The organism is Nitrobacter winogradskyi Nb-255, assembly GCF_000012725.1.
GTDB lineage: Bacteria > Pseudomonadota > Alphaproteobacteria > Rhizobiales > Xanthobacteraceae > Nitrobacter > Nitrobacter winogradskyi.
On the sequence record NC_007406.1, the window covers coordinates 3,265,373 to 3,285,292 of the forward strand.

The 19,920-nt window shown below is 63.3% G+C and carries 13 protein-coding genes; 8 read left to right on the forward strand and 5 right to left on the reverse strand.

Going from position 1 to position 19,920, the window contains the following annotated elements; translation table 11 throughout:
• Window positions 1–334: 334 nt before the first annotated feature.
• Together NWI_RS15715 and NWI_RS15720 are read left to right on the forward strand one after the other, a co-directional pair.
• A complete protein-coding gene (locus tag NWI_RS15715; RefSeq protein WP_041345213.1) occupies window positions 335–1,804 on the forward strand; it encodes a YcjX family protein in 1,470 nt (489 codons plus the stop codon).
• The gene (locus NWI_RS15720; protein WP_011316188.1) at window positions 1,801–2,847 is read left to right on the forward strand and encodes a YcjF family protein; all 1,047 of its coding nucleotides are present in this window, start codon (window positions 1,801–1,803) and stop codon (window positions 2,845–2,847) included. Before NWI_RS15715 ends, NWI_RS15720 begins: the two co-directional genes overlap by 4 nt.
• 226 nt (window positions 2,848–3,073) lie before the next feature.
• Here the strand turns inward: NWI_RS15720 and NWI_RS15725 are convergent, their stop codons facing one another.
• A complete protein-coding gene (locus NWI_RS15725) occupies window positions 3,074–4,822 on the reverse strand; it encodes a glycosyltransferase family 39 protein (protein ID WP_011316189.1) in 1,749 nt (582 codons plus the stop codon).
• 383 nt (window positions 4,823–5,205) lie between these two features.
• Between NWI_RS15725 and NWI_RS15730 the strand changes: the two genes are divergently transcribed.
• Together NWI_RS15730 and NWI_RS15735 are read left to right on the forward strand one after the other, a co-directional pair.
• Entirely contained in the window at window positions 5,206–6,408 is a 1,203-nt protein-coding gene (locus tag NWI_RS15730; RefSeq protein ID WP_011316190.1) for a molybdopterin-dependent oxidoreductase, read from the forward strand.
• Between the two features lie 11 nt (window positions 6,409–6,419).
• Window positions 6,420–6,752: a c-type cytochrome gene (locus tag NWI_RS15735; protein ID WP_011316191.1), complete on the forward strand. Its 333-nt coding sequence runs from the start codon at window positions 6,420–6,422 to the stop codon at window positions 6,750–6,752.
• A gap of 356 nt (window positions 6,753–7,108) precedes the next feature.
• Here the strand turns inward: NWI_RS15735 and NWI_RS15740 are convergent, their stop codons facing one another.
• The 4 genes from NWI_RS15740 to NWI_RS15755 form a co-directional block, all read right to left on the reverse strand.
• Window positions 7,109–8,590 (reverse strand): trehalose-6-phosphate synthase, encoded by a 1,482-nt coding sequence (locus NWI_RS15740; RefSeq protein ID WP_011316192.1) that lies wholly within the window; start codon window positions 8,588–8,590, stop codon window positions 7,109–7,111.
• A gap of 180 nt (window positions 8,591–8,770) precedes the next feature.
• Complete coding sequence (locus tag NWI_RS15745) at window positions 8,771–10,564, reverse strand: glycoside hydrolase family 15 protein (RefSeq protein WP_011316193.1); 1,794 nt, start codon at window positions 10,562–10,564, stop codon at window positions 8,771–8,773.
• On the reverse strand, window positions 10,561–11,370 hold the full coding sequence (otsB, locus tag NWI_RS15750; RefSeq protein WP_011316194.1) for a trehalose-phosphatase: 810 nt from the start codon (window positions 11,368–11,370) through the stop codon (window positions 10,561–10,563). The genes NWI_RS15745 and otsB overlap by 4 nt, the downstream gene beginning before the upstream one ends.
• Entirely contained in the window at window positions 11,367–12,812 is a 1,446-nt protein-coding gene (locus NWI_RS15755; RefSeq protein ID WP_011316195.1) for an MFS transporter, read from the reverse strand. The genes otsB and NWI_RS15755 overlap by 4 nt, the downstream gene beginning before the upstream one ends.
• Before the next feature lie 440 nt (window positions 12,813–13,252).
• On the opposite strand from NWI_RS15755, the gene NWI_RS18490 reads away from it, so the two are divergent.
• From NWI_RS18490 to NWI_RS15775, 4 genes are all read left to right on the forward strand, one after another.
• Complete coding sequence (locus NWI_RS18490; protein WP_011316196.1) at window positions 13,253–13,894, forward strand: OmpA family protein; 642 nt, start codon at window positions 13,253–13,255, stop codon at window positions 13,892–13,894.
• A 214-nt stretch (window positions 13,895–14,108) separates the two neighbouring features.
• Window positions 14,109–15,692 carry a caspase family protein gene (locus NWI_RS15765; protein WP_011316197.1) on the forward strand — a complete coding sequence of 528 codons (1,584 nt, stop codon included), beginning with the start codon at window positions 14,109–14,111 and terminating at the stop codon, window positions 15,690–15,692.
• Between the two features lie 201 nt (window positions 15,693–15,893).
• Window positions 15,894–16,721 carry an efflux RND transporter periplasmic adaptor subunit gene (locus NWI_RS15770; protein WP_081431749.1) on the forward strand — a complete coding sequence of 276 codons (828 nt, stop codon included), beginning with the start codon at window positions 15,894–15,896 and terminating at the stop codon, window positions 16,719–16,721.
• Complete coding sequence (locus NWI_RS15775; RefSeq protein ID WP_011316199.1) at window positions 16,721–19,849, forward strand: efflux RND transporter permease subunit; 3,129 nt, start codon at window positions 16,721–16,723, stop codon at window positions 19,847–19,849. The genes NWI_RS15770 and NWI_RS15775 overlap by 1 nt, the downstream gene beginning before the upstream one ends.
• Window positions 19,850–19,920: the final 71 nt, after the last annotated feature.

The window sequence follows — 19,920 nt, forward strand, 5'->3', positions numbered from 1 at the left end:
TGCAACCAGAGCCAGTCGCGGTTTTGCGCCGAAACGACCATGCCATGGCGAGATGACGGAGAGAAGAGCCGGCGCACGGCATCTCGCGGCCCATCGCACCTGCAGCATCACGTTTGCATTCAGGTCGTGAACGAATCGTCAGGGTTTATTTTCGGTGTCCTGTGGCCGCGGAAAAGGCCATATAATGATGTCCGATCGGGGGCAACGAAACCTCAACCTAATTGATGTACGACTCACTTGAATAACGAAACCCAGGCCCGGCAATCGCCGCTTTCCGATTGCCCACGAACCCTATGTGCGCCATTGCAGGCTTCATCACCGACATCACATCAACATGGCCGCCAGCTTTTCCGATATCGTTGAAGAAGCGCGCCTGTCGGCGCGCGCGCTGCTGGACTACGGCGAAAACTTCTTCAACCCGACGATAAGGCTCGGCGTGACCGGCCTGTCCCGCGCCGGCAAAACCGTGTTCATCACAGCGCTGGTGCATGGTCTGTCGCGCGGCGGCCGGTTTCCGGTTTTTGAATCTCTCGCCAGCGGCCGTATCGCACGCGCGCAGCTTGCCCCGCAGCCGGACGACGCTATACCGCGATTCAACTATGAACATCACGTCAACACCCTGATCGCGGAGCGGCGCTGGCCGAGTTCGACTGTCGACATCAGCGAGTTGCGGCTCGTGATCGGCTATCAGCGGCAGAACGGTTCGGATCAGACGCTGACGCTGGATATCGTCGACTATCCTGGCGAATGGCTGCTCGACCTGCCGCTGCTCGACAAGAGCTATGAACAATGGTCGGCCGAGAGCCTCGCGCTGTCGCGGCAGCAGCCGCGCGCGCGCCTCGCGCAAGCCTGGCACGCGCATCTCGCAACCATGCGACCCTCGGCGCGCGAGGATGAACAGGCGACACTCACCGCCGCCCGGCTGTTCACGGACTATCTTCGCGGGTGCCGGGACGAACGCTTCGCCATGAGCCTGTTGCCGCCGGGCCGTTTCCTGATGCCGGGCAACCTCGCGGGCTCGCCCGCGCTGACCTTCGCGCCGCTCGACCTGCCGGCGGGCGGAATCCCGCTTGACGGATCGCTCTGGGCGATGATGCGACGGCGCTATGAGGCCTACAAGGACCTCGTGGTGCGGCCGTTCTTCCGCGATCACTTTTCGCGGCTCGACCGGCAGATCGTGCTGGTCGACACGCTCGCCGCCTTCAATGCGGGGCCGGAAGCCTTATATGACCTCGAAGCGGCGCTCGCGGGAATTCTCGATTGCTATCGTGTGGGCCGCAGCACGTTGCTGAGCACATTGTTCCGGCCGCGGATCGATCGCATTCTGTTCGCCGCCACCAAGGCAGACCATTTGCATCATGTCAGTCATGATCGGCTTGAAGCGATCCTCCGGCGCATCGTGGAGCGCGCCGCCTCGCGGGCCGAAGTCGCCGGCGCAACCATCGATGTCGTCGCCCTGGCGGCGGTCCGCGCCACCCGCGAAGCCCAGGTGCGATGCGGCCGCGAGAAACTGCCGTCCATTCTCGGCACTCCCCTTGCCGGCGAAGCCGCCAATGGCGAGACCTTCGACGGCAATACCGAAGTCGCGACGTTTCCGGGCGACCTGCCCGAGGATGTCACGAGCCTTTTCAGCGGAAACGGCGCATTTCGCGGGCTGTCGACATCCGCTATGGATCAGGCCGACTTCCGTTTTCTGCGCTTCCGTCCCCCGCGCCTCCAAAACGAAGGAACCGGCGAGCCGTCGCTGCCCCATATCCGCCTCGACAGGGCGCTCCAGTTCCTTATCGGAGACCGACTGCAATGAGTGAGCGTACCGGCCAGCGCCGTCCCGTCACCTTCAAGCTCGACGATCCGCACGTCGTGGTCCTGGAACGCGACGAGGCCGCTGCCCGGCCCGCTCGCGGCAGCATCAGCATCACGCCGGAAGCGGAACCCGAGCCGGAGCCGGTGCTGCTGCCGGAATCGCCGGATACGCCTCCGGTGCCGGCGCGGAAGGGATTTCGCTGGGGGGTGCTGTTCTGGTCGTCGCTGGCCGGGCTCATCCTGCTCGGCACCGTCCTCGGCGCGATCAACTTGATCGGGGACCTGTTCGCGCGCAGCGAAGGACTTGGTTTTCTCGGGCTGACGCTGGCGGCGCTGTTCGTCGTGGCATCGATCGTCATCGCGGCACGCGAGATTCTTGGCCTTGCCCGTCTCGCCACCATCGAGAACCTGCACCGGCGCGCGCTGGCCGCGATCGCGGCTGACGATCGCAAGGAGGCGGATGCGGTGGTGCGCGATCTGGTGAAGCTCGCCCACAACGATCCGCATCTGGCGCGGGCGCGGGCCACGTTGCGGAGCCACAGCACCGACATCATCGACGGCGCCGATCTGGTGCGGCTGGCGGAGCGCGAACTGATGGCTCCGCTGGATCAGGAGGCCCGCCGGCTGGTGTCGGTGGCGGCGCAGCGCGTGTCGATCGTCACCGCGATCAGCCCCCGCGCCGTCGTGGACGTGCTGTTCGTATTCGCCGCCGCGATGCGGCTGGTGCGGCAGCTCGCGCGCCTCTATGGCGGAAGGCCGGGCACGCTCGGGATGATCCGGCTGATGCGCCACGTCATCGCGCATCTCGCGATCACCGGCGGCATCGCGGCCAGTGACACGCTGATCCAGCAGATGGTCGGTCAGGGCATCGCCGCGAAACTGTCGACGCGTCTGGGCGAAGGCGTGCTCAACGGATTGCTGACCGCCCGTCTCGGGCTTGCGGCGATCGACGTCACCCGGCCGATGCCGTTCACGGCGCTGCCACGTCCCGCGCTCGGCGATCTGGTCAAAGATCTGTTGCGCAAGCGCGACGGCGGCAATTGACCGAGCGCGTAGAGTCCGCAAGAGCCAGAGCATGATCCCGAAAAGCGGGATCCGGTTTCCGGATAGGATCATGCTCAGTCAAAAGGATGAGGCCGCAGTCTGATTCGACTCCGTCGGGACAGACTAGAGCCTTTTCGCTTCTGACGGAATCAGAAGCGAGGCTCTATAACCTTGATTTAACGCGTTTTCTTCACGCGAACCGATATCCACTTCGCTCGAAAACGCCCTAGAGCATGATCCGATCAAGCTGAATCGGACCATGCTCTAGAAATGGTTTTCTGGTCGCATTTCTTGCGACGAACAGGTCATCCACTTTGCCGGAAAATGCTCTAGCCGGGCGAAAAGCCGCCCCGTTCTCCGCCAGTTTTCGCCATGTGTAAAACGGCGATTCCGGCGGCGGGGATAGCTCCGGCGTCCAGCCGGTCAGCTTCTCCAGCACATAGCTGTCCATGACCCGCCCGCGCCAGATCCGCTGGACCTGGCCGAGCGGCGTGAGCACCGCCGTAGTCGAGGCCAGAATCGAAGAGTCATCCGGCTTCCGGGCGACATAGAGCCCGGCATGCCCGGCAATCCTGTCGAAGCCCGGATCCCGAAACCCCAGGAAGCGGCCGCGCTCGTTGATCTGGATCACCGGCACGCGGTCCCTGAGATGCCAGCGCAGCATTGCGTATACGCGGTAATCGACCGTCGCGATCCAGGTCGCCCCGGAGTTACGCATCTCGCTTTCAGCACGGCTCGCGACCTGCGCGAATCCCGCCTCGCCGCCGATCGGATCGTTCTTGCCGATGAAATTCCACGGACTGACGATGTAGTAGAGGAAGATCACGACGATGAGACAGAGACCCGACGCGATCGCGGCGCTGGCCCAGAACGTTGACCATTTCACCATCCATGCCGGCCATTTCTCGCGCGGCCGTATCGCGATGTCGATTGCGGCCGCCGCGAAGCCAAGCGGCCACATGAACATCGGCCAGGTGTCGCCGACCCGAAGAGTGAGCGATTTCCAGAGGAAATACCCGAACGGGACCAACACGGCGGTCGACAGCAGCACGGCGACGGGATCGCGATGCCGGTAGCCGCGCCACGCCGTGAGGCCTACGGCGAACAACACCACTGGCAGCAGGATCGGCCCGACCTGGCCGAACTGAAGGCCGATGTAATCACCGAGGGTGCGAAGGTTGAAATCATGCGCCGCTGTCGCGCGAACAAACTGAAACCTGAACGAGGCCCAGTCGTGCATCCCGTTCCAGATCAGCACCGGTGAGAACACCGCGACGGCGATCAATACCGCGGCCCATGGATACGGACTGCGCAGCCAGCGCAGCCGCCAGTCCGGCACCAGGATGAAAGCGGCAATAGCGGGAACCAGCATCACGGCGGTCAGCTTCGATAGCAGCGAGAGGCCTCCGAAAACACCGGCGGCAAGCCACCAGCGCGCATCGCCGCTCTCCGCAAGCCTCACCAGCGACCAGACCATCGCCAGAACAAAAGGAATGAGCGCGATATCGGGCGCGACCTTCGCCATCAGCAGGCCGTAATACAGCGCGGCCTCCATCATCAGAACCGCCAGCATGGCGGCGCGGATGTCATGCGTGACCCGGCGGACGATGTCGGCCAACAGCAATTGCGATACCGGCATCGCCAGCAGCCCGGCGAACCTGACGCCGAAATTCGTATCGCCGAAAATCGCGGTGCCGAAACGAATGAACCACGCGATCATCGGGGGATGATCAAGAAAGGACAACGCGCTTTCCTTCGACCATGTCCAGTAATAGGCCTCGTCCGTGCGCAGTTCGAGGACGCCGGCAAAAACACAGCGCATCGCGGTCATGGCGGCGATCAACGCCGCGAACCAAAGCAGCGACGAACGCGCCGGACGTTCATGATGCAGCGGGGGGTGGTCGGGATCAGCGATGATCATCTGGATGCCGAGGTTGCGCCCGTCGCGCATCCTCGCTCCGGTGGCTTCGAGCATGTTCGCTCCTGATTGAATCAGAAGCGAAGCTCTGGATTATTGTTTTGACGCGTTTTCTTCACGCGAACAGGTCATCCATCCTTAGGGCTCAAGCCCCGAGGACACGCTTCGGTCGAAAACGCTATAGGTCGCGCTTTCTCGACCACTCCGTCTCCGCTGTCAATCAAAGCGGGCTCGTGGGTTCCGGGTAGAACAAGCGGCAGCAACGTTATTCCGCCGGAGCCGGAATCCCGAACGGAAATCTCCATAGATCGTCACCCGCTTCCCTCACGCGAAGGCATTGATTGACTTGCGGGCTGGCGGTGCGAGACTTGCCGGATGAAATAGCCCGCGACCGCCTCGAATGGAAGCCTTGTAAAAGGTAAGAAGGCTGGGAGAACGCCATGCTCGACCGACGGGACATGATGAAACGCATCGGCGCGGGACTGGCGCTCGGCGTCGGCCTGGCTCCTCTTAAAGTCCTGGCGCTCGACCGCGTGACGATGCCTTTCGACAATGGCGAACGCCCGCTGGTCAAATATCCCCAGAAGCGCCCGATGATCGGGATCACCAGCCGGCCACCCCAGCTCGAAACACCGTTCCCGGTTTTCAACGAAGGCCCCATCACGCCGAACGACGCCTTCTTTGTCCGCTATCATCTTGCCGACATCCCGCTCGACATCGATCCCGCCACCTTCACGCTCGAGATCAAGGGCAAGGTGGATCACCCGCTCAGGCTGTCGCTCGAGGACATCAAAGCGATGGCCCAGACGGAGATCGTCGCGGTCAATCAGTGCTCGGGCAACAGCCGCGGGTTCGTCGATCCCCGGGTCGCCGGTGGCCAGCTCGGACACGGCGCGATGGGTAACGCACGCTGGCGCGGCGTTTCACTCAAGACCGTGCTCGATCGGGCCGGCGTGCAGCACGGCGCGAAGCAGGTGGTTTTCGGAGGCATGGACGGCCCCGTCAGCGACACGACGCCGGATTTCGCCAAGGCGCTCGACGTGGATCACGCGCGCGACGGCGAGGTCATGCTGGCCCATCTGATGAACGGAAGAGACCTGCCGTTTCTGAACGGCTTTCCGCTTCGGCTCGTCGTTCCCGGATACTACGGCACCTACTGGATCAAGCACCTCAATGAGATCACCGTCATCGACAACACCTATGACAATTTCTGGATGAAGAAGGCCTATCGCATTCCCGACAATGCCTGCGCCTGCGTCGAGCCGGGCACGACGCCGACAGCGACGGTGCCCATCGGCAGGCTCAATGTCCGTTCCTTCATCACCAACATTCCCGAGGGCGCGCAACTCAGGCGCGGTGGAAAGATCTTGAAGGGGATCGCGTTCGATGGCGGCACAGGTATCAGAAATGTCGAGGTTTCGGTCGACGGCGGCAAGACCTGGAAAGGCACACGGCTCGGACGGGACTATGGGCGATACGCGTTCCGTGAATGGAAGACCCCGGTCAGGCTTGCTCCCGGGCCGCATGAATTGAAGGTGCGCGCCACCAGCAATGGCGGCGACGTGCAGCCGGCTGAGGCCAGGTGGAATCCGGCCGGTTACATGCGCAATGTCATCGAGACCGTCCGCGTGACCGTCTCTTGAGGGAGGCTCCCATGACGCGTTCCGTTGCTCTTGCCCTCGCAACCGGCATCGGGCTTGCGGCGAGCCTGTACACCTGCGCCTCGACGACGGCTACCGCAGGGCCGCTTTCCTACGAACTGCCGCGCGAGACGATCGAATTCAAGCCGGGACCAAATCTCGACGTCGTGAAGAACAACTGCCTGGCCTGTCATTCAGCGGATTACATCGCAACCCAGCCACGCGGCCCGAAGTTCGGGAAGGATTTCTGGCAGGCGGAAGTCAACAAGATGATCGGGGCGTACGGCGCGCAGATCGACGAGGCCGATATCGGCAAGATCGTGGATTATCTGGCTGCTACGTATTGACGGCGCAAGGCTTACATTTCACGCAAGGCTTAAGAGCCTTTCCGCTTCTGATTGAATCAGAAGCGGGGTTCTGCAGTATTATTTTGACGCGTTTTCTTCACGCGAACCGGCATCCACTTCGCCGGAAAACGCTCTAGAGCCTTTTCGCTTCTGATGTAATCAGAAGCGAGGCTCTATATTGTTGTTTTGACGCGTATTCTTCACGCGAACCGGTATCCACTTCGCTTGAAAACGCTCTAGATTTCACCAACGGGCGCGGGACGGATCGTGCCTCACACGCGCGAAGCCCCGGCGGGCGCGACCTCGTGCGAACGTTCAGCATTCTTGCTCCTGATTCAAACAGAAGCGAGAATGTTCTAATGAACGCCGGCGCCGCTACGCGATCCCACCAAATGCAGAGGCCATGATTTCGACGTCACCGCCGCGGCCGCGGCAGGACAATTGCTTGCGGTCTTTTCGTTGGACGCGCGCGCATCCTCCAGCGCTTCGGAAAAGTCCGTGAACCATTGCTGGGCGGTGCCGGCGCGCAGCTTCCGCATCATCGCCTCCCAGCGCGTCCTGCGTTCCGTCAGAGGCATCGCGAATGCGGCGGCGATGGCGCGGGCCATTCCGTCGATTTCGTGCGGGTTGACGAGGAGCGCTGTCTGCAACTCATTCGCCGCGCCCGCGAATTTGGACAGGACCAGGACGCCGGGATCGGCGGGATTCTGCGCGGCCACATATTCCTTCGCGACGAGATTCATCCCATCATGCAGCGGCGTCACCACGCCCACGCGCGCCGTACGATAGAGGCCGGCCAGCACGGTCTGGCTGTATCCCCGGTTAAGGTAGCGGATCGGCATCCAGTCGGTTTCGCCGTGGCGGCCGTTGACCTCGGTCACCAGTCTGGCAAGCTCGCTCTTGAGGTTGCTGTAGGCTTCGATCGTGCCGCGAGAGGGCGTCGCGATTTGCAGCAACGACACGGTGCGCTTCAGCGCGGGATTCAAGACCAGCATCCGATCGAATGCATTGATCCGGTTCACAAGGCCCTTCGAATAGTCGAGGCGATCGACGCCGATCGCCAGTTGCTCTCCGTTCAGGCTGCGGCGCAATCGCGATACGTCCGGATGCGATGACGCCTTGGCGGCCTGCAGCGCAAATTTCTCGACATCGATACCGATCGGAAATACCGCGCATCGCGACTTGCCGTAACGCGAGGTCACGACGCTGTCCTGAATCTTGAGGCCAAGCTCCGATTGAACGTAGCTGAGAAAATTTTCGCAGTCGTCGTCGGTCTGGAACCCGATCAGATCATAGGCCAGCATCGCCTCGATCAGTTCGCGATGATGCGGCACCGCGCCCATGATGGCGCGCGCCGGCCAGGGCGTGTGCAGGAAGAAGCCGATGGGATTGCGGACACCGAGATCGCGCAATTCCGCGCCAAGCGAGAGGAAATGGTAATCCTGAATCCAGAACGCGGTGTCCGGCTTGCGAAAGCGCATCAAGGCTCTCGCCATGAAAGCATTGACCTCGCGATACGACTGATAGTCGTGGTGTGACACGCGAATGAGATCGGACCGGGAGTGCAGCGCAGGCCACAAGGCCGAGTTGGCGAAGCCTTCATAGTAGCCGCCGTAGTGCGCGGCTGGCAGATCGAGCAATGCAAGCGCTCCCGCACCGAGCGCTTCAACTTCAGCAAAGGGCTCCTTATGCGACCCGTCGCGCACCCGACCGCTGGAACCTACCCAAATTGCGCCTGATTTTTCGATAACTGGTAACAAAGCCGCCGCGAGGCCGCCTGTCAGGGGCTCATTGGCCCGCGCACGCGCCACGCGATTAGAAACGACAACGAGGCTCACAAGGGTCCCCTCCTGGTTTTGCACCCGTTAGATAAACGCTCGTTCATCAATATGGTTCCTGCCTCCTTCCCACCAAAATGACGCCAAATTCAGGCAGTCTAGAACGAAACTCAAGTTCTTCGTGAATTGGAAATGAAACAGTTGCCACAATACTTTTAATGGGAAGTGTCTTCCATTGAATCAACTACGCCAGTAGCGATCTTCCCAGTTCCGCGACAGTTTCATGCCGGTCAGGATCAATCCGGCCATCGAATAGGTTTGCGGGAAGTTTCCGAACAGCGCGCCGGTCTTGGGATCGACATCCTCCGACAGCAGCCCGAAGCGATTGCGATGCGCCAACGCATCCGTGAACGCCTCCCGCGCTTCCTCGCGCCGACCGAGCGCCCACCAGGCATCGATCAGCCAGAACCGGCAGATCAGGAAGGCGGTCACCGGAAGACCGAAGTCGTCTTCCGCCGCGTAGCGCATCACATGCTTTTCACGCAGCAGCTCGCGCTCCATGGCGGCGACGGTTTTGACGAACCGGGGATCGTCGACCTCGCACACCCCGAGTTCAGGCAGCAACAGCACGCTCGCATCGAGATCATCGGACCCGAACGCCGCCGTGAACGCCTCGCGCTTCGGATTCCAGGCGCGCTCGATCAGTTCCGCATGCAGGGGGTCGGCAATTGCGTTCCAGTGCGCCGCGCGGTCCGACAGGCCAAGCCGCTCCGCGATGGCCGCGAGCCGGTTGATCCCGGCCCAGCACATCGCCGCGGAATGAGTATGGATGCGCTGACGGCCGCGATATTCCCATATGCCGGCGTCGCTCGTCATCGCGACCCGGGCCGCCTTGTCGCCCAGCGATTCAAGCAGCCTGAACAGGCTTTCGTCACCTGGCCGCGGCAATCGTCGGTCGAAGAACATGGGCAGCGCGGCGAGGATGGCGCTTCCGTATGTGTCGTGCTGCTTCTGATCGACCGCGGCATTGCCGACGCGCACCGGCCCATCGCCATGATAGCCTTGAAGGTCGGCGGCGATCCACTCGTTCAGCGGCAAATTCGGAACCACGCCGTAGACCGGCTTGAGATCCTCCTCGGCGTTGGATGCGAGCGAGAGCGTGAAGCCGATGAAGTCCTCCATCGTCCGCGTCGCTCCGACGCGATTGAGCGCCTTCACGACGAAATAGGCATCGCGCAGCCAGCAATAACGATAGTCCCAGGTGCGGCCCGAGCCGGGCGCCTCCGGAATCGAGGTGGTGTGCGCGGCGATGATGCCGCCGGTTTCCTCGAAGTTGGACAGCTTGAGCGTGATGGCCGCGCGGATAATGGCTTCCTGCCATTCATAGGAGATGTAGAGGCGCCGCACCCAGCTGAGCCAGTAGGTTTTGGTTTCCTCCGCGAAGCGCTGGGCGGTCGATGCGAGATCGCCGGGAAACGCTTCGTCGTTTCCGAACACGAGATACATCGGCCGCGTCAGAACGAACGGCGTTTCGTTTTCGATCAGGGCGAGCGGCGCATCGGTGGTGACGCGGAGCGCGGTGCCGTCTTCCTCGAAGTAGCGAATGTGGTTGCTGCCCATCGAGTGCCGGGCCAGCGGCTTGCCGTAGGCGTGCGTCGGCCGGATGCGGATGGTGATCCGGGGCAGGCCCGCGACGGGCTCGATGATGCGAAACAACTGCGGCGGCCGGAATATGCGGCCGTACTGCCGGAAACGGGGCGCGAAGTCGGTGATGCGCACGGCATTGCCGTGCGTGTCGGTCAGGACGGTGGAGACAATCGCGGTGTTACGAACATAGTCCGACTGAAAGTCGGCCATGCCATCCAGCACGACATCGCTGAAGCCCTTTTCTTCGTTGCCCGCGAGCAGGCGCGAGAATACCGGGTCCGAGTCGAAGCGCGGGAAGCACCACCATACGAGTCGCGCGGTCGGATCGACAAGAGCCGCCGTGCGGCAGTTGCCGATGACGGCAAGATCGAGCCCATGATCGATCATTCAGCGATCGCTCGCTCGTCGTCCAGAAGACGGGCCAGCCAGGCCCTGACATTACAGGGCGCTTGAAAGTGCCCATCGACGCCCTGGGCGCGCCGTCCGACCGAGAACGACAGGCCGTCCATGTCCGGCATGATGGCGAAAACGGTTTCATCGGTCACGTCGTCGCCGATGAAGACAGGCCGCCGCCCCTTGAACGGCTCATGCGACATCAGTTCGGCCACTCCGGTCGCCTTGGTGAATCCCGAATGCTTGATCTCGCAGACGAACTTGCCCGGCAGCACCTCTATGGGCGCGTTCGGCAACTCGGCGCGTATGGCCGATACCCGGTCATAGATCGCAAGCTCGACGTCGGGCGCCTTTCTGAAGTGCAGCGCCAGCGAATACCCCTTGTTTTCGACCAGGATGCCGGGATGCAGGTCGGAGATGGCCGCGAAACGCCGCATCAGATCCGGATTCATCGGCGGCGCATGGGCAGCCACGGCCTCGCTTTCAACCGAGATCCGCATCTCCGCACCGTGGCCACCGACCGCGGGAAACAGCGTCGGCGCGAAGATCCGGTCGATATCGCGGAGCGATCGGCCGCTGACCAGCGCCAGCGCGCCGCCGGTCCGCGACAACAGCCTCGGCAGCGACGAAGCGAGCCTTGGCGGCACGCGAACCTCGCTCGGCGACGGCGCGAGATCGAGCAGCGTGCCGTCGATATCGAGCAGCAGCGCGGACGTCCCGAGCGGCAGCGTGCGAGGCTCAACGTCGTCGGCCACTGAAGCGGTTTTGTTCGGCACGGTTCCTGTTACACCCTGATTCATCGTGACTCCACAGCGGCGAGCGGCGACGCTACCGATTCCAGCGGTCGCCGCTCGGCGGCGATTCCGAATCGCCAGCCGATCAGCGCGGCCGCGACCATTAACGCCGATCCGAAACAATATCCGATGAATACGCTGTCACGCGAGCCGCTGTCGATCAAGGCGCCGAACAGCGCGGGGCCGGCGACGCCCCCGATTGCGGTCCCCACACAATAGAACACCGCGATCGCCAGTGCCCGCACTTCAAGCGGAAAGGTCTCGCTCACGGTCAGGTAAGCCGCGCTGGCCGCCGGCGAGGCAAAGAAAAAGATCACCATCCAAGCAATCATCTGGGTCTGCGCGGTCAGAACGCCGGCGGCGAAGAGATAGCCTGTTATGGCGAGCAGGATGCCGGAGATCCCGTAGGTGAACGCGATCATCGCGCGGCGTCCGACCGTATCGAACAGCCGGCCGAGCAGCAACGGCCCGAGAAAATTGCTCGCCGCGAACGGCAGGAGGTACCAGCCGATCTGATCCGCCGGAATGTTGAAGAAGGTCGACAGCACCAGCGCATAGGTAAAGAAGATCGCGTTGTAGAAGAACGCCTGCGCTGTCATCAGCGCGAGGCCGACCAGCGAGCGTTTCCGATATACTTTAAACAGCGTCCTGGCTACCTCGCGCAGCGGTGTGTGGCTGCGCATCCGAAGCTCAATCACCGGCCAGACCCCGCCGGCAGGCTCATCCGGATCGCGAACCGCCCTCCGTTCGATGCCGGCGACGATGCGCGCCGCTTCCTCCGGCCGGCCATGAACCATCAGCCAGCGGGGGCTTTCCGGAATCCAGAGCCGCATCACAAACACCACAAGTCCGAGAACCGCGCCAGTGAGAAATGCAAGCCGCCAGCCCAATTCGGGATCGATGACTTGTGGATCGAGCAGGACGATCGAACCCGCCGCGCCCAGGGCCGCGCCGATCCAGAAACTGCCATTTATGGTCAGATCGGTCCAGCCGCGATACCGCGCCGGCACCAATTCCTGGATCGTCGAGTTGATCGCGGTATATTCGCCCCCGATGCCTGCGCCCGTGAAAAACCGGAACAGCGCGAAGCTGGCGAGATCCCAGGACAGCGCCGTCGCCGCGGTCGCGACCAGATAAAGTGTCAACGTGGCGAAGAAAAGCTTCTTGCGTCCGATGCGGTCCGTCAGCCAGCCGAAACCCAGCGCGCCGAGCACGGCCCCGATCAGATAGGCGCTGCCGGCGATGCCGATATCGAGATTGCTGAATTGAAGCGTGGGACTGTCCTTGAGCGCGCCGGACAGCGCGCCTGCCAGCGTCACCTCCAGCCCGTCCAGTATCCAGGTGATCCCGAGAGCCGTTACGACCCGTGTATGGAACGGGCTCCAGCGGAGACTATCGAGACGGGCGGGAATATCTGTCTCGACGATCCGGTCGTTCCGTTCCTGCAATGATCACCTTATCAGTTGTCAAAACCGCGAATCGTCGGGCCACTCCCGGCCGTTCGCAGCGACGCTCACGGCTGGCTGGAATGCAGGGCACAAGGGACGCCGGGCGATCCCCACGGAATGCGTCAGGATGAAGATCTGCCTGAGGATCTGTTGGCGTTCGCTCCCGGCGGACCTGCGCCCCTGTCAGTTTGACCAGCAAACGCGCAACTCCGCTCCCCGGTTCCGTCCCGCAACGCCCGCCGGTTCATGGGTAACGTCATCCTGGGCTGTGGTATTTTGAACAAACTTCCCCCGAGCGACGTCAAATCGGGGGGGTGGGCAATACTTTAAACCCGCCTTTGTGATGCCGGTCACGGTAATGATGTCGCAGGTCATGCATAGAGAATGCTACGCTGACGACCCATCGCGTGGCGGACTTATAGAGATACAGGGAGATAATCATGTTGATTCAGAGGATTTCCGGGAAAAGCCTCGGAGCAGCCATTCTGGCGGCCAGCCTGATGGCGATCGCGGCGCCGCAGGGCGTCTCGGCGGACGACCTTTCCGCCCAGCAGATCATCGACGGGCTGAAAGTCTCGAAAACGCGAAGCCTGAGCGCGTCACCGCGGCCGACGCTCGATCCGAACGACCTCAACTTCGTCCAGAAGGTCCGCGGCAAGACACGCTCGCTGTCCATGGGCGACCGCAGTCAACTGGCGGAGATTGCCGCGAAGCGCCCGAAGATCGATCTGGACATCAATTTCGATTTCGATTCCGCCGCCGTGACCCCGCGCACTGAACCGCAGTTGCACAGCCTTGGGAAGGCGCTGACCAGCGACGAACTGGCAGGCTCCGTCATCATGCTCGGCGGGCACACCGACGGCAAGGGATCCGACGCCTACAATCAAAACCTCTCCGAACGCCGGGCTGAAGCCGTGAAGCGCTTCCTTGTCGAGACGTACAAGATTCCGGCGGCGAATCTGGTCGCGGCCGGATACGGAAAAGAAGGATACAAAAATCCTGCAGACCCGTTCGCTGCTGAAAACCGTCGCGTCGAGGTCGTCAACATGGCCACCAAGGACCAGGCCGCGAATAGCCAGTGAATGCACCGCAGACAGGCGCACCGGAGCCGTCCCGTGCGCCTCCGCCATCGAATGCAGATGCTTCCCGCGCGGTGGATCGCGGGTGGCCCGCTCTGGCGCCATTGACAGGGGCTGCGCCGCCTGTTTGAAAATACCGATCGCGTAAGATAGGGGTCGCCACGGCGCAGGCTGAACGGCGTCCGCCTTGGGACTGTTGCCTTGGGACTGTCGTCGCATGAACATTCGGGTCGCGGTGCTGGCGGTATTGACGCTGACGATGGCGCTCGCGATGGGGCCGGCCGCATCAGCCGCGACGGACGGCAGCGCGCGGGTCGCGCTCGTGATCGGCAACGCCGTCTATCCGGACAGTGAAGCGCCGCTCAAGGAGCCGATCAACGATGCCCGCGATGTCGCCGCCGAACTCAAGCGCAACGGGTTCGACGTCGAAACCGGAGAAAATATGACCGGCGACGCCATGCGCCTCGCGCTCAAGCGTCTGTACACCCGCATCAAGCCCGGCAGCGTCGCGCTGATCTTCTTCAGCGGATACGGCATCCAGTCCGGACGCCAGAGCTATCTGATCCCGGTCGACGCACAGCTGTGGACCGAAGCGGATGTGCGCCGCGACGGCTTCAGCCTCGAGACCATTCTGGGCGAGATCAACAATCGCGGCGCGGGAGTCAAGATCGCGCTGCTCGACGCCTCCCGCCGCAATCCGTTCGAGCGCCGTTTTCGCAGCTTTTCGGCCGGTCTGGCTCCGGTGATCGCGCCGAGCGGATCGCTGGTGATGTATTCCGCCGCGCTCAGTTCGGTGGTGGGTGACGTGAGCGCCGATCACAGCCTGTTCGTAAGCGAGTTGCTGAAGGAGATCCGGGTCCCCGGCCTGACAGCCGAGCAAACGCTGAATCGCACCCGCGTCGGCGTGACGCGCGCCTCGCGCGCCGAGCAGGTGCCGTGGATTTCATCATCACTGGCGGAGGATTTTTACTTTGTTCCGGGTCAGGGCGGCCAGGCTGACGCCGCTCTTATGCCATCAACGCCTCACCGTCCGCAGGCCCAGGCCCCATCCGCACCGGTTGCGCCGCCTCCGTCCGCATCTGCCCCGCCCGCATCCGACCCGGCGGCATCGGCTGCGCCCGCACCCGCGCCGGCCACTACGCCCGCCGAGTCGATGGCGCCACCACATACGCCCGCCCCATCACAGACGCCTGCCGTTGCGTCCGCGCCTTCGGAGCCCGCTCCCTCGCCGGCCCAGGTCCCGGAACCTGCGGCGGAGCCTCGGCCGCAAGCGCGGGATGACCACAAGACCGAACTTGCTCTGGCCGAGGACCCAACGATCAAATCGCTGACGGCCAGGATCGCCGCCAAGACAGACGACGCCAGCGCGCTGTATCGGCGTGGGCAGGTCTATGCCAGCAAAGGCGCTTACGCTCTCGCCATAAAGGACTTCGATGCGACGATCCGGCTGAATCCGAAGGATGTGGAAGCCTACAACAATCGCTGCTGGGTCCGGACCGTGATCGGCGAGTTACAGGCGGCGCGCCGAGATTGCGACGAGGCCCTCAGGCTGAGGCGGAATTTCGTGGACGCGCTGGACAGCCGCGGCCTGCTCAATCTGAAAAGCGGCGCGAACAAGAAAGCGATCGCGGACTTCGACGCGGCGCTCAAGATCAACCCCAGGCTGACCTCCTCGCTCTACGGACGGGGACTTGCCAGGCAGCGCAGCGGCGCCGTCGCGGAGGGCAGCCTGGACATCGCCAACGCCAAGGCAATGGATCCCGACATCGCGAAGGAGTTTGCCGGCTACGGCGTGCGTTGACGTCATGGACAATACTGCGTGATTTTCGACCGGTTTGTTTGCGATTGCGGATGCACCTCACAGGTCTCCGCATCGGAGCGCGGCGCGTTTCAATGTGAGAATTTCAGAGTGAGGCGACTTTCGGATACTTTTGGGCCGCGATGCGCGCGTAAGCTCGTCTCCGGCCTGCTTCTTGGCGTGGCGGTGGCGGCCCTTGGGGTGATGGGCCCTTCGCTCGCCGCCGATGACACCGAGCCGTCCGCCGGCGCCCTCGTAACCGTCGCCCGCGCCACCAATGCCTGCTTTTCCGAGATGGTTCGTGTGACCGGTTTTATTGTCGCGCGCCAGGAGGCGGTGGCCGGCCCCGACTCGGAAGGATCGCTTGTCACCGACGTGCTGGTCCGCGAGGGCGACACTGTCGCGCTGAATCAGGAACTCGCCCGGCTGACGCCTCCGCCCGGCGGCAAATCGGGATCGACCCTGCGCGCGCCCGCCGCCGGCCTTGTCACCCAGGTCCGCACCGCCGTCGGAGCGCCGGCCTCGCCGCAGGCCGGACCGATGTTTCGGATCGCCGTCAACAATGAGATCGAGCTGGACGCCGAGGTTCCTTCGATCCATGTGCTCAAGCTCAATCCAGGCGCGAGCGCGCGGGTCAGTCGTGAGGACGGCCCCGATCTGGTCGGGCGCGTCCGGCTGGTCTCGCCCGAGATCGATCGCAAGACCCAGATGGGCCATGTCCGGCTGTCCCTGAGCGCGGACCCGAGCTTGAGGATCGGCATGTTCGCCCGCGCCAGCATCGACGCCAAGCGCAGTTGCGGCGTGGCAATTCCCCGCTCCGCGATCGACCACCTGACGGTTCAGGTGGTGAAAGGAGATATCGTGGAGAAGCGGCGCGTCCGCATCGGATTGACCTCCGACACCGCCGTCGAAATCCTCGAAGGACTGAAAGCCGGAGAAACCGTCGTGGCCGACGCCGGCACCTCGCTGCATGACGGCGATCGGGTCAAGGCCATATTCACAGATGACCTCGATCGATCGCGAGTACATTGATGGCCTCCAATATTTCCGCCTGGTCGATCCGGAATCCGCTTCCGTCCGTCCTCTTCTCGATCATTCTGCTGATTCTGGGCTGGGTCAGCTTCACCAACCTCGCGATCACGCGGCTGCCGAGCGCGGATATCCCGGTGATCTCGGTGGCAGTCTCGCAGTTCGGCGCCGCGCCAGCCGAACTTGAAGCCCAGGTCACCAAGACCATCGAGGATGGCGTTTCGGGCGTCGAGGGCGTCCGGCATATCTCGTCCTCGATCACCGACGGGCTGTCGCTGACCACCATCCAGTTCGCGCTGGAGACCAACACCGATCGTGCGCTGAACGACGTCAAGGACGCCGTGACGCGGGTCCGCGCCAATCTCCCGCAGAACGTCAACGAACCGCTGATCCAGCGCGTCGACGTCATCGGATTGCCGATCGTCACCTATGCCGCGATTTCGCCCGGCAAAACGCCCGAACAATTGTCCTATTTCGTCGACGACGTGGTGAAGCGGACATTGCAGGGCGTGCGCGGCGTCGCCCAGGTCGAGCGCATCGGCGGCGTCGAGCGCGAAATCCTGGTGTCGCTCGACCCGGACCGGCTGCACGCCGTGGGGCTGACGGCGGTCGATGTCAGCCAGCGGCTGCGCGGCATCAACGTCGATGTCGCCGGCGGGCGGGCGGAGATCGGGCAGAACGATCAGGCGATCCGGACCCTTGCCGGCGCCAAGACCCTCAACGAACTGGCAGGCACGATGATTTCCCTGCCGGGCGGCAGTGAAATCCGGCTCGACGATCTCGGCACGGTGACCGATACCATCGCCGACCGCCGGACCTTCGCCCGCTTCAACGGCGAGCCGGTGGTCGCGCTTGGCATCAAACGCTCCAAGGGAGCGAGCGATGTCGTGGTGGCGGAGGCCGTGCAGGAGCGGATCAACGCGCTCAAGGAGCAATATCCCGAGGTCGATCTGAAGCTTATCGACACCTCCGTCGAGTTCACCAAAGGCAACTACGAGGCGGCGATCTCGACCCTGTTCGAAGGCGCGACCCTCGCCGTCATCATCGTTTTCCTGTTCCTGCGCGACATCCGCGCCACCATCATCGCCGCGATCTCGCTGCCGCTGTCGATTTTCCCCGCCTTCTGGGCGATGGACATTCTCGGCTTCTCGCTGAACCTGGTCAGCTTCCTGGCCATCACGCTCTCCACCGGCATCCTTGTCGACGACGCCATCGTCGAAATCGAGAACATCGTGCGCCACATGCGGATGGGCAAGTCGCCCTACCGCGCCGCGCTGGAAGCCGCCGACGAGATCGGCCTCGCCGTGATCGCGATCAGTCTCACCATCATCGCGATCTTCGCGCCGGCCAGTTTCATGTCGGGCATCGCGGGGCAGTTCTTCAAACAGTTCGGCATCACCGTGTCGGTACAGGTGTTCTTCTCGTTGCTGGCCGCGCGTTTGGTGACGCCCGTGCTCGCCGCTTACTTCATGAAGGACCATCCGCACGAGGCGCCGCCGCCGGGGCGCGTGCTACGCGCCTATACCCGGCTCGTGACCTGGTCGGTGCGGCATTACATCATCACCGTTCTGATCGGGTTTGCCGTCTTTGCCGCCTCGATCTGGAGCATCAAGCTGCTGCCGCAGGGCTTCCTGCCGGCGCAGGACACCGCGCGCTCGCTGCTGGCGATCGAGCTGCCGCCCGGATCACAGCTCGCCCATACCGAAAAGGTCACGGAAGGCATCGCGGCGCGATTGCGCAAACGGCCGGAGGTGACGAGCGTCTTCGTCGACGGCGGACGGGTGCCGCCCGGACTTCAGGAGGTGCGCCGCGCGTCCCTGATCATCAACTATACCCCCAAGCAGGACCGCGGCATCACCCAGCGCGAGCTTGAACTCCAGATCGGGCAGGATCTCGAAAGCGTTCCCGACGTTCGTTACTGGTTCCTCGACGAGAACGGCCTGCGCGCCGTCGCGCTGGTGGTGACCGGGCCCGACATCGGCATCGTCAGCAATGTCGCGAACGAACTGGCGACACAGATGAAACGCATTCCGCTGATCGCCAACGTCACGCCGGAGACATCGCTCGACCGTCCCGAACTGCGCATCCGGCCGCGGGCTGATCTGGCCGCGCGCCTTGGCGTTTCGACCGAGCAGCTCTCGCAAACCATCCGCGTGGCGACGATCGGCGACGTCGGTCCCGCGCTGGCGAAGTTCGACGCCGGCGACCGCCAGGTTCCGATCCGCGTGCAGTTGGAGGACGGCGCACGCGCCGACCTGAAGGTGCTGGAGCAGATGCGGGTGCCGATCGGCGGCGGACGCGGCCATGTCCCGCTTTCCGTCGTTGCCGACATCAGATTGGATCAAGGCCCCACCAGCATCAACCGCTACGACCGCGAGCGGCAGGCCACCGTCGCGGCCGACCTCGTCGGCACGGCCGCGCTCGGCGATGCGACCGACATGATCAACGATCTGCCGGTGATGAAGAGCTTGCCGAAGGGCGTGCGGGTCAATCCGTCGGGCGACGCCGAGAGCCTGAACGAACTGTCCGAGGGATTCGCGACGGCGATCACCGCCGGGCTGATGATGGTTTATGCGGTTCTGGTGCTGCTGTTCGGCACGTTCCTGCAACCGATCACCATCCTGTTCTCGCTGCCGCTCTCGATAGGCGGCGCGATCATGGCGCTGCTGCTCACCGGCAAGCAGCTCACGACTCCGGTCTGGATCGGCATCCTGATGCTGATGGGCATCGTCACCAAGAACGCCATCATGCTGGTGGAGTTCGCCATCGAATCGATCCGCGAAGGCCGCGCACGGGAAGAGGCGATGATCGACGCCGGCATGAAGCGCGCGCGCCCGATCGTCATGACCACCGTCGCGATGGTCGCAGGCATGATGCCGAGTGCGCTTGCATTCGGGGCCGGCGGTGAATTCCGTTCGCCGATGGCGCTCGCGGTGATCGGCGGCCTGTTGTTTTCGACGATACTGTCGCTGGTGTTCGTGCCCGCGATGTTCCTGCTGATGGACGATGTCGGCAAGTTCATCTGGCGCCACAGCAAACGGGTGTTGACCTCGGGCGCGGAGATCGCCCAGCCTGAAACGGCCGAACACAAAAAGCCAACGAGTGCCGTACCGCTTCCCGGCGCCGAGTAAGCGCTGGAGACTTTCACTGCTTCATGGAAGCGGTGAAGGACTCTAACCGGATTCCATCCTGGAGCGGGATG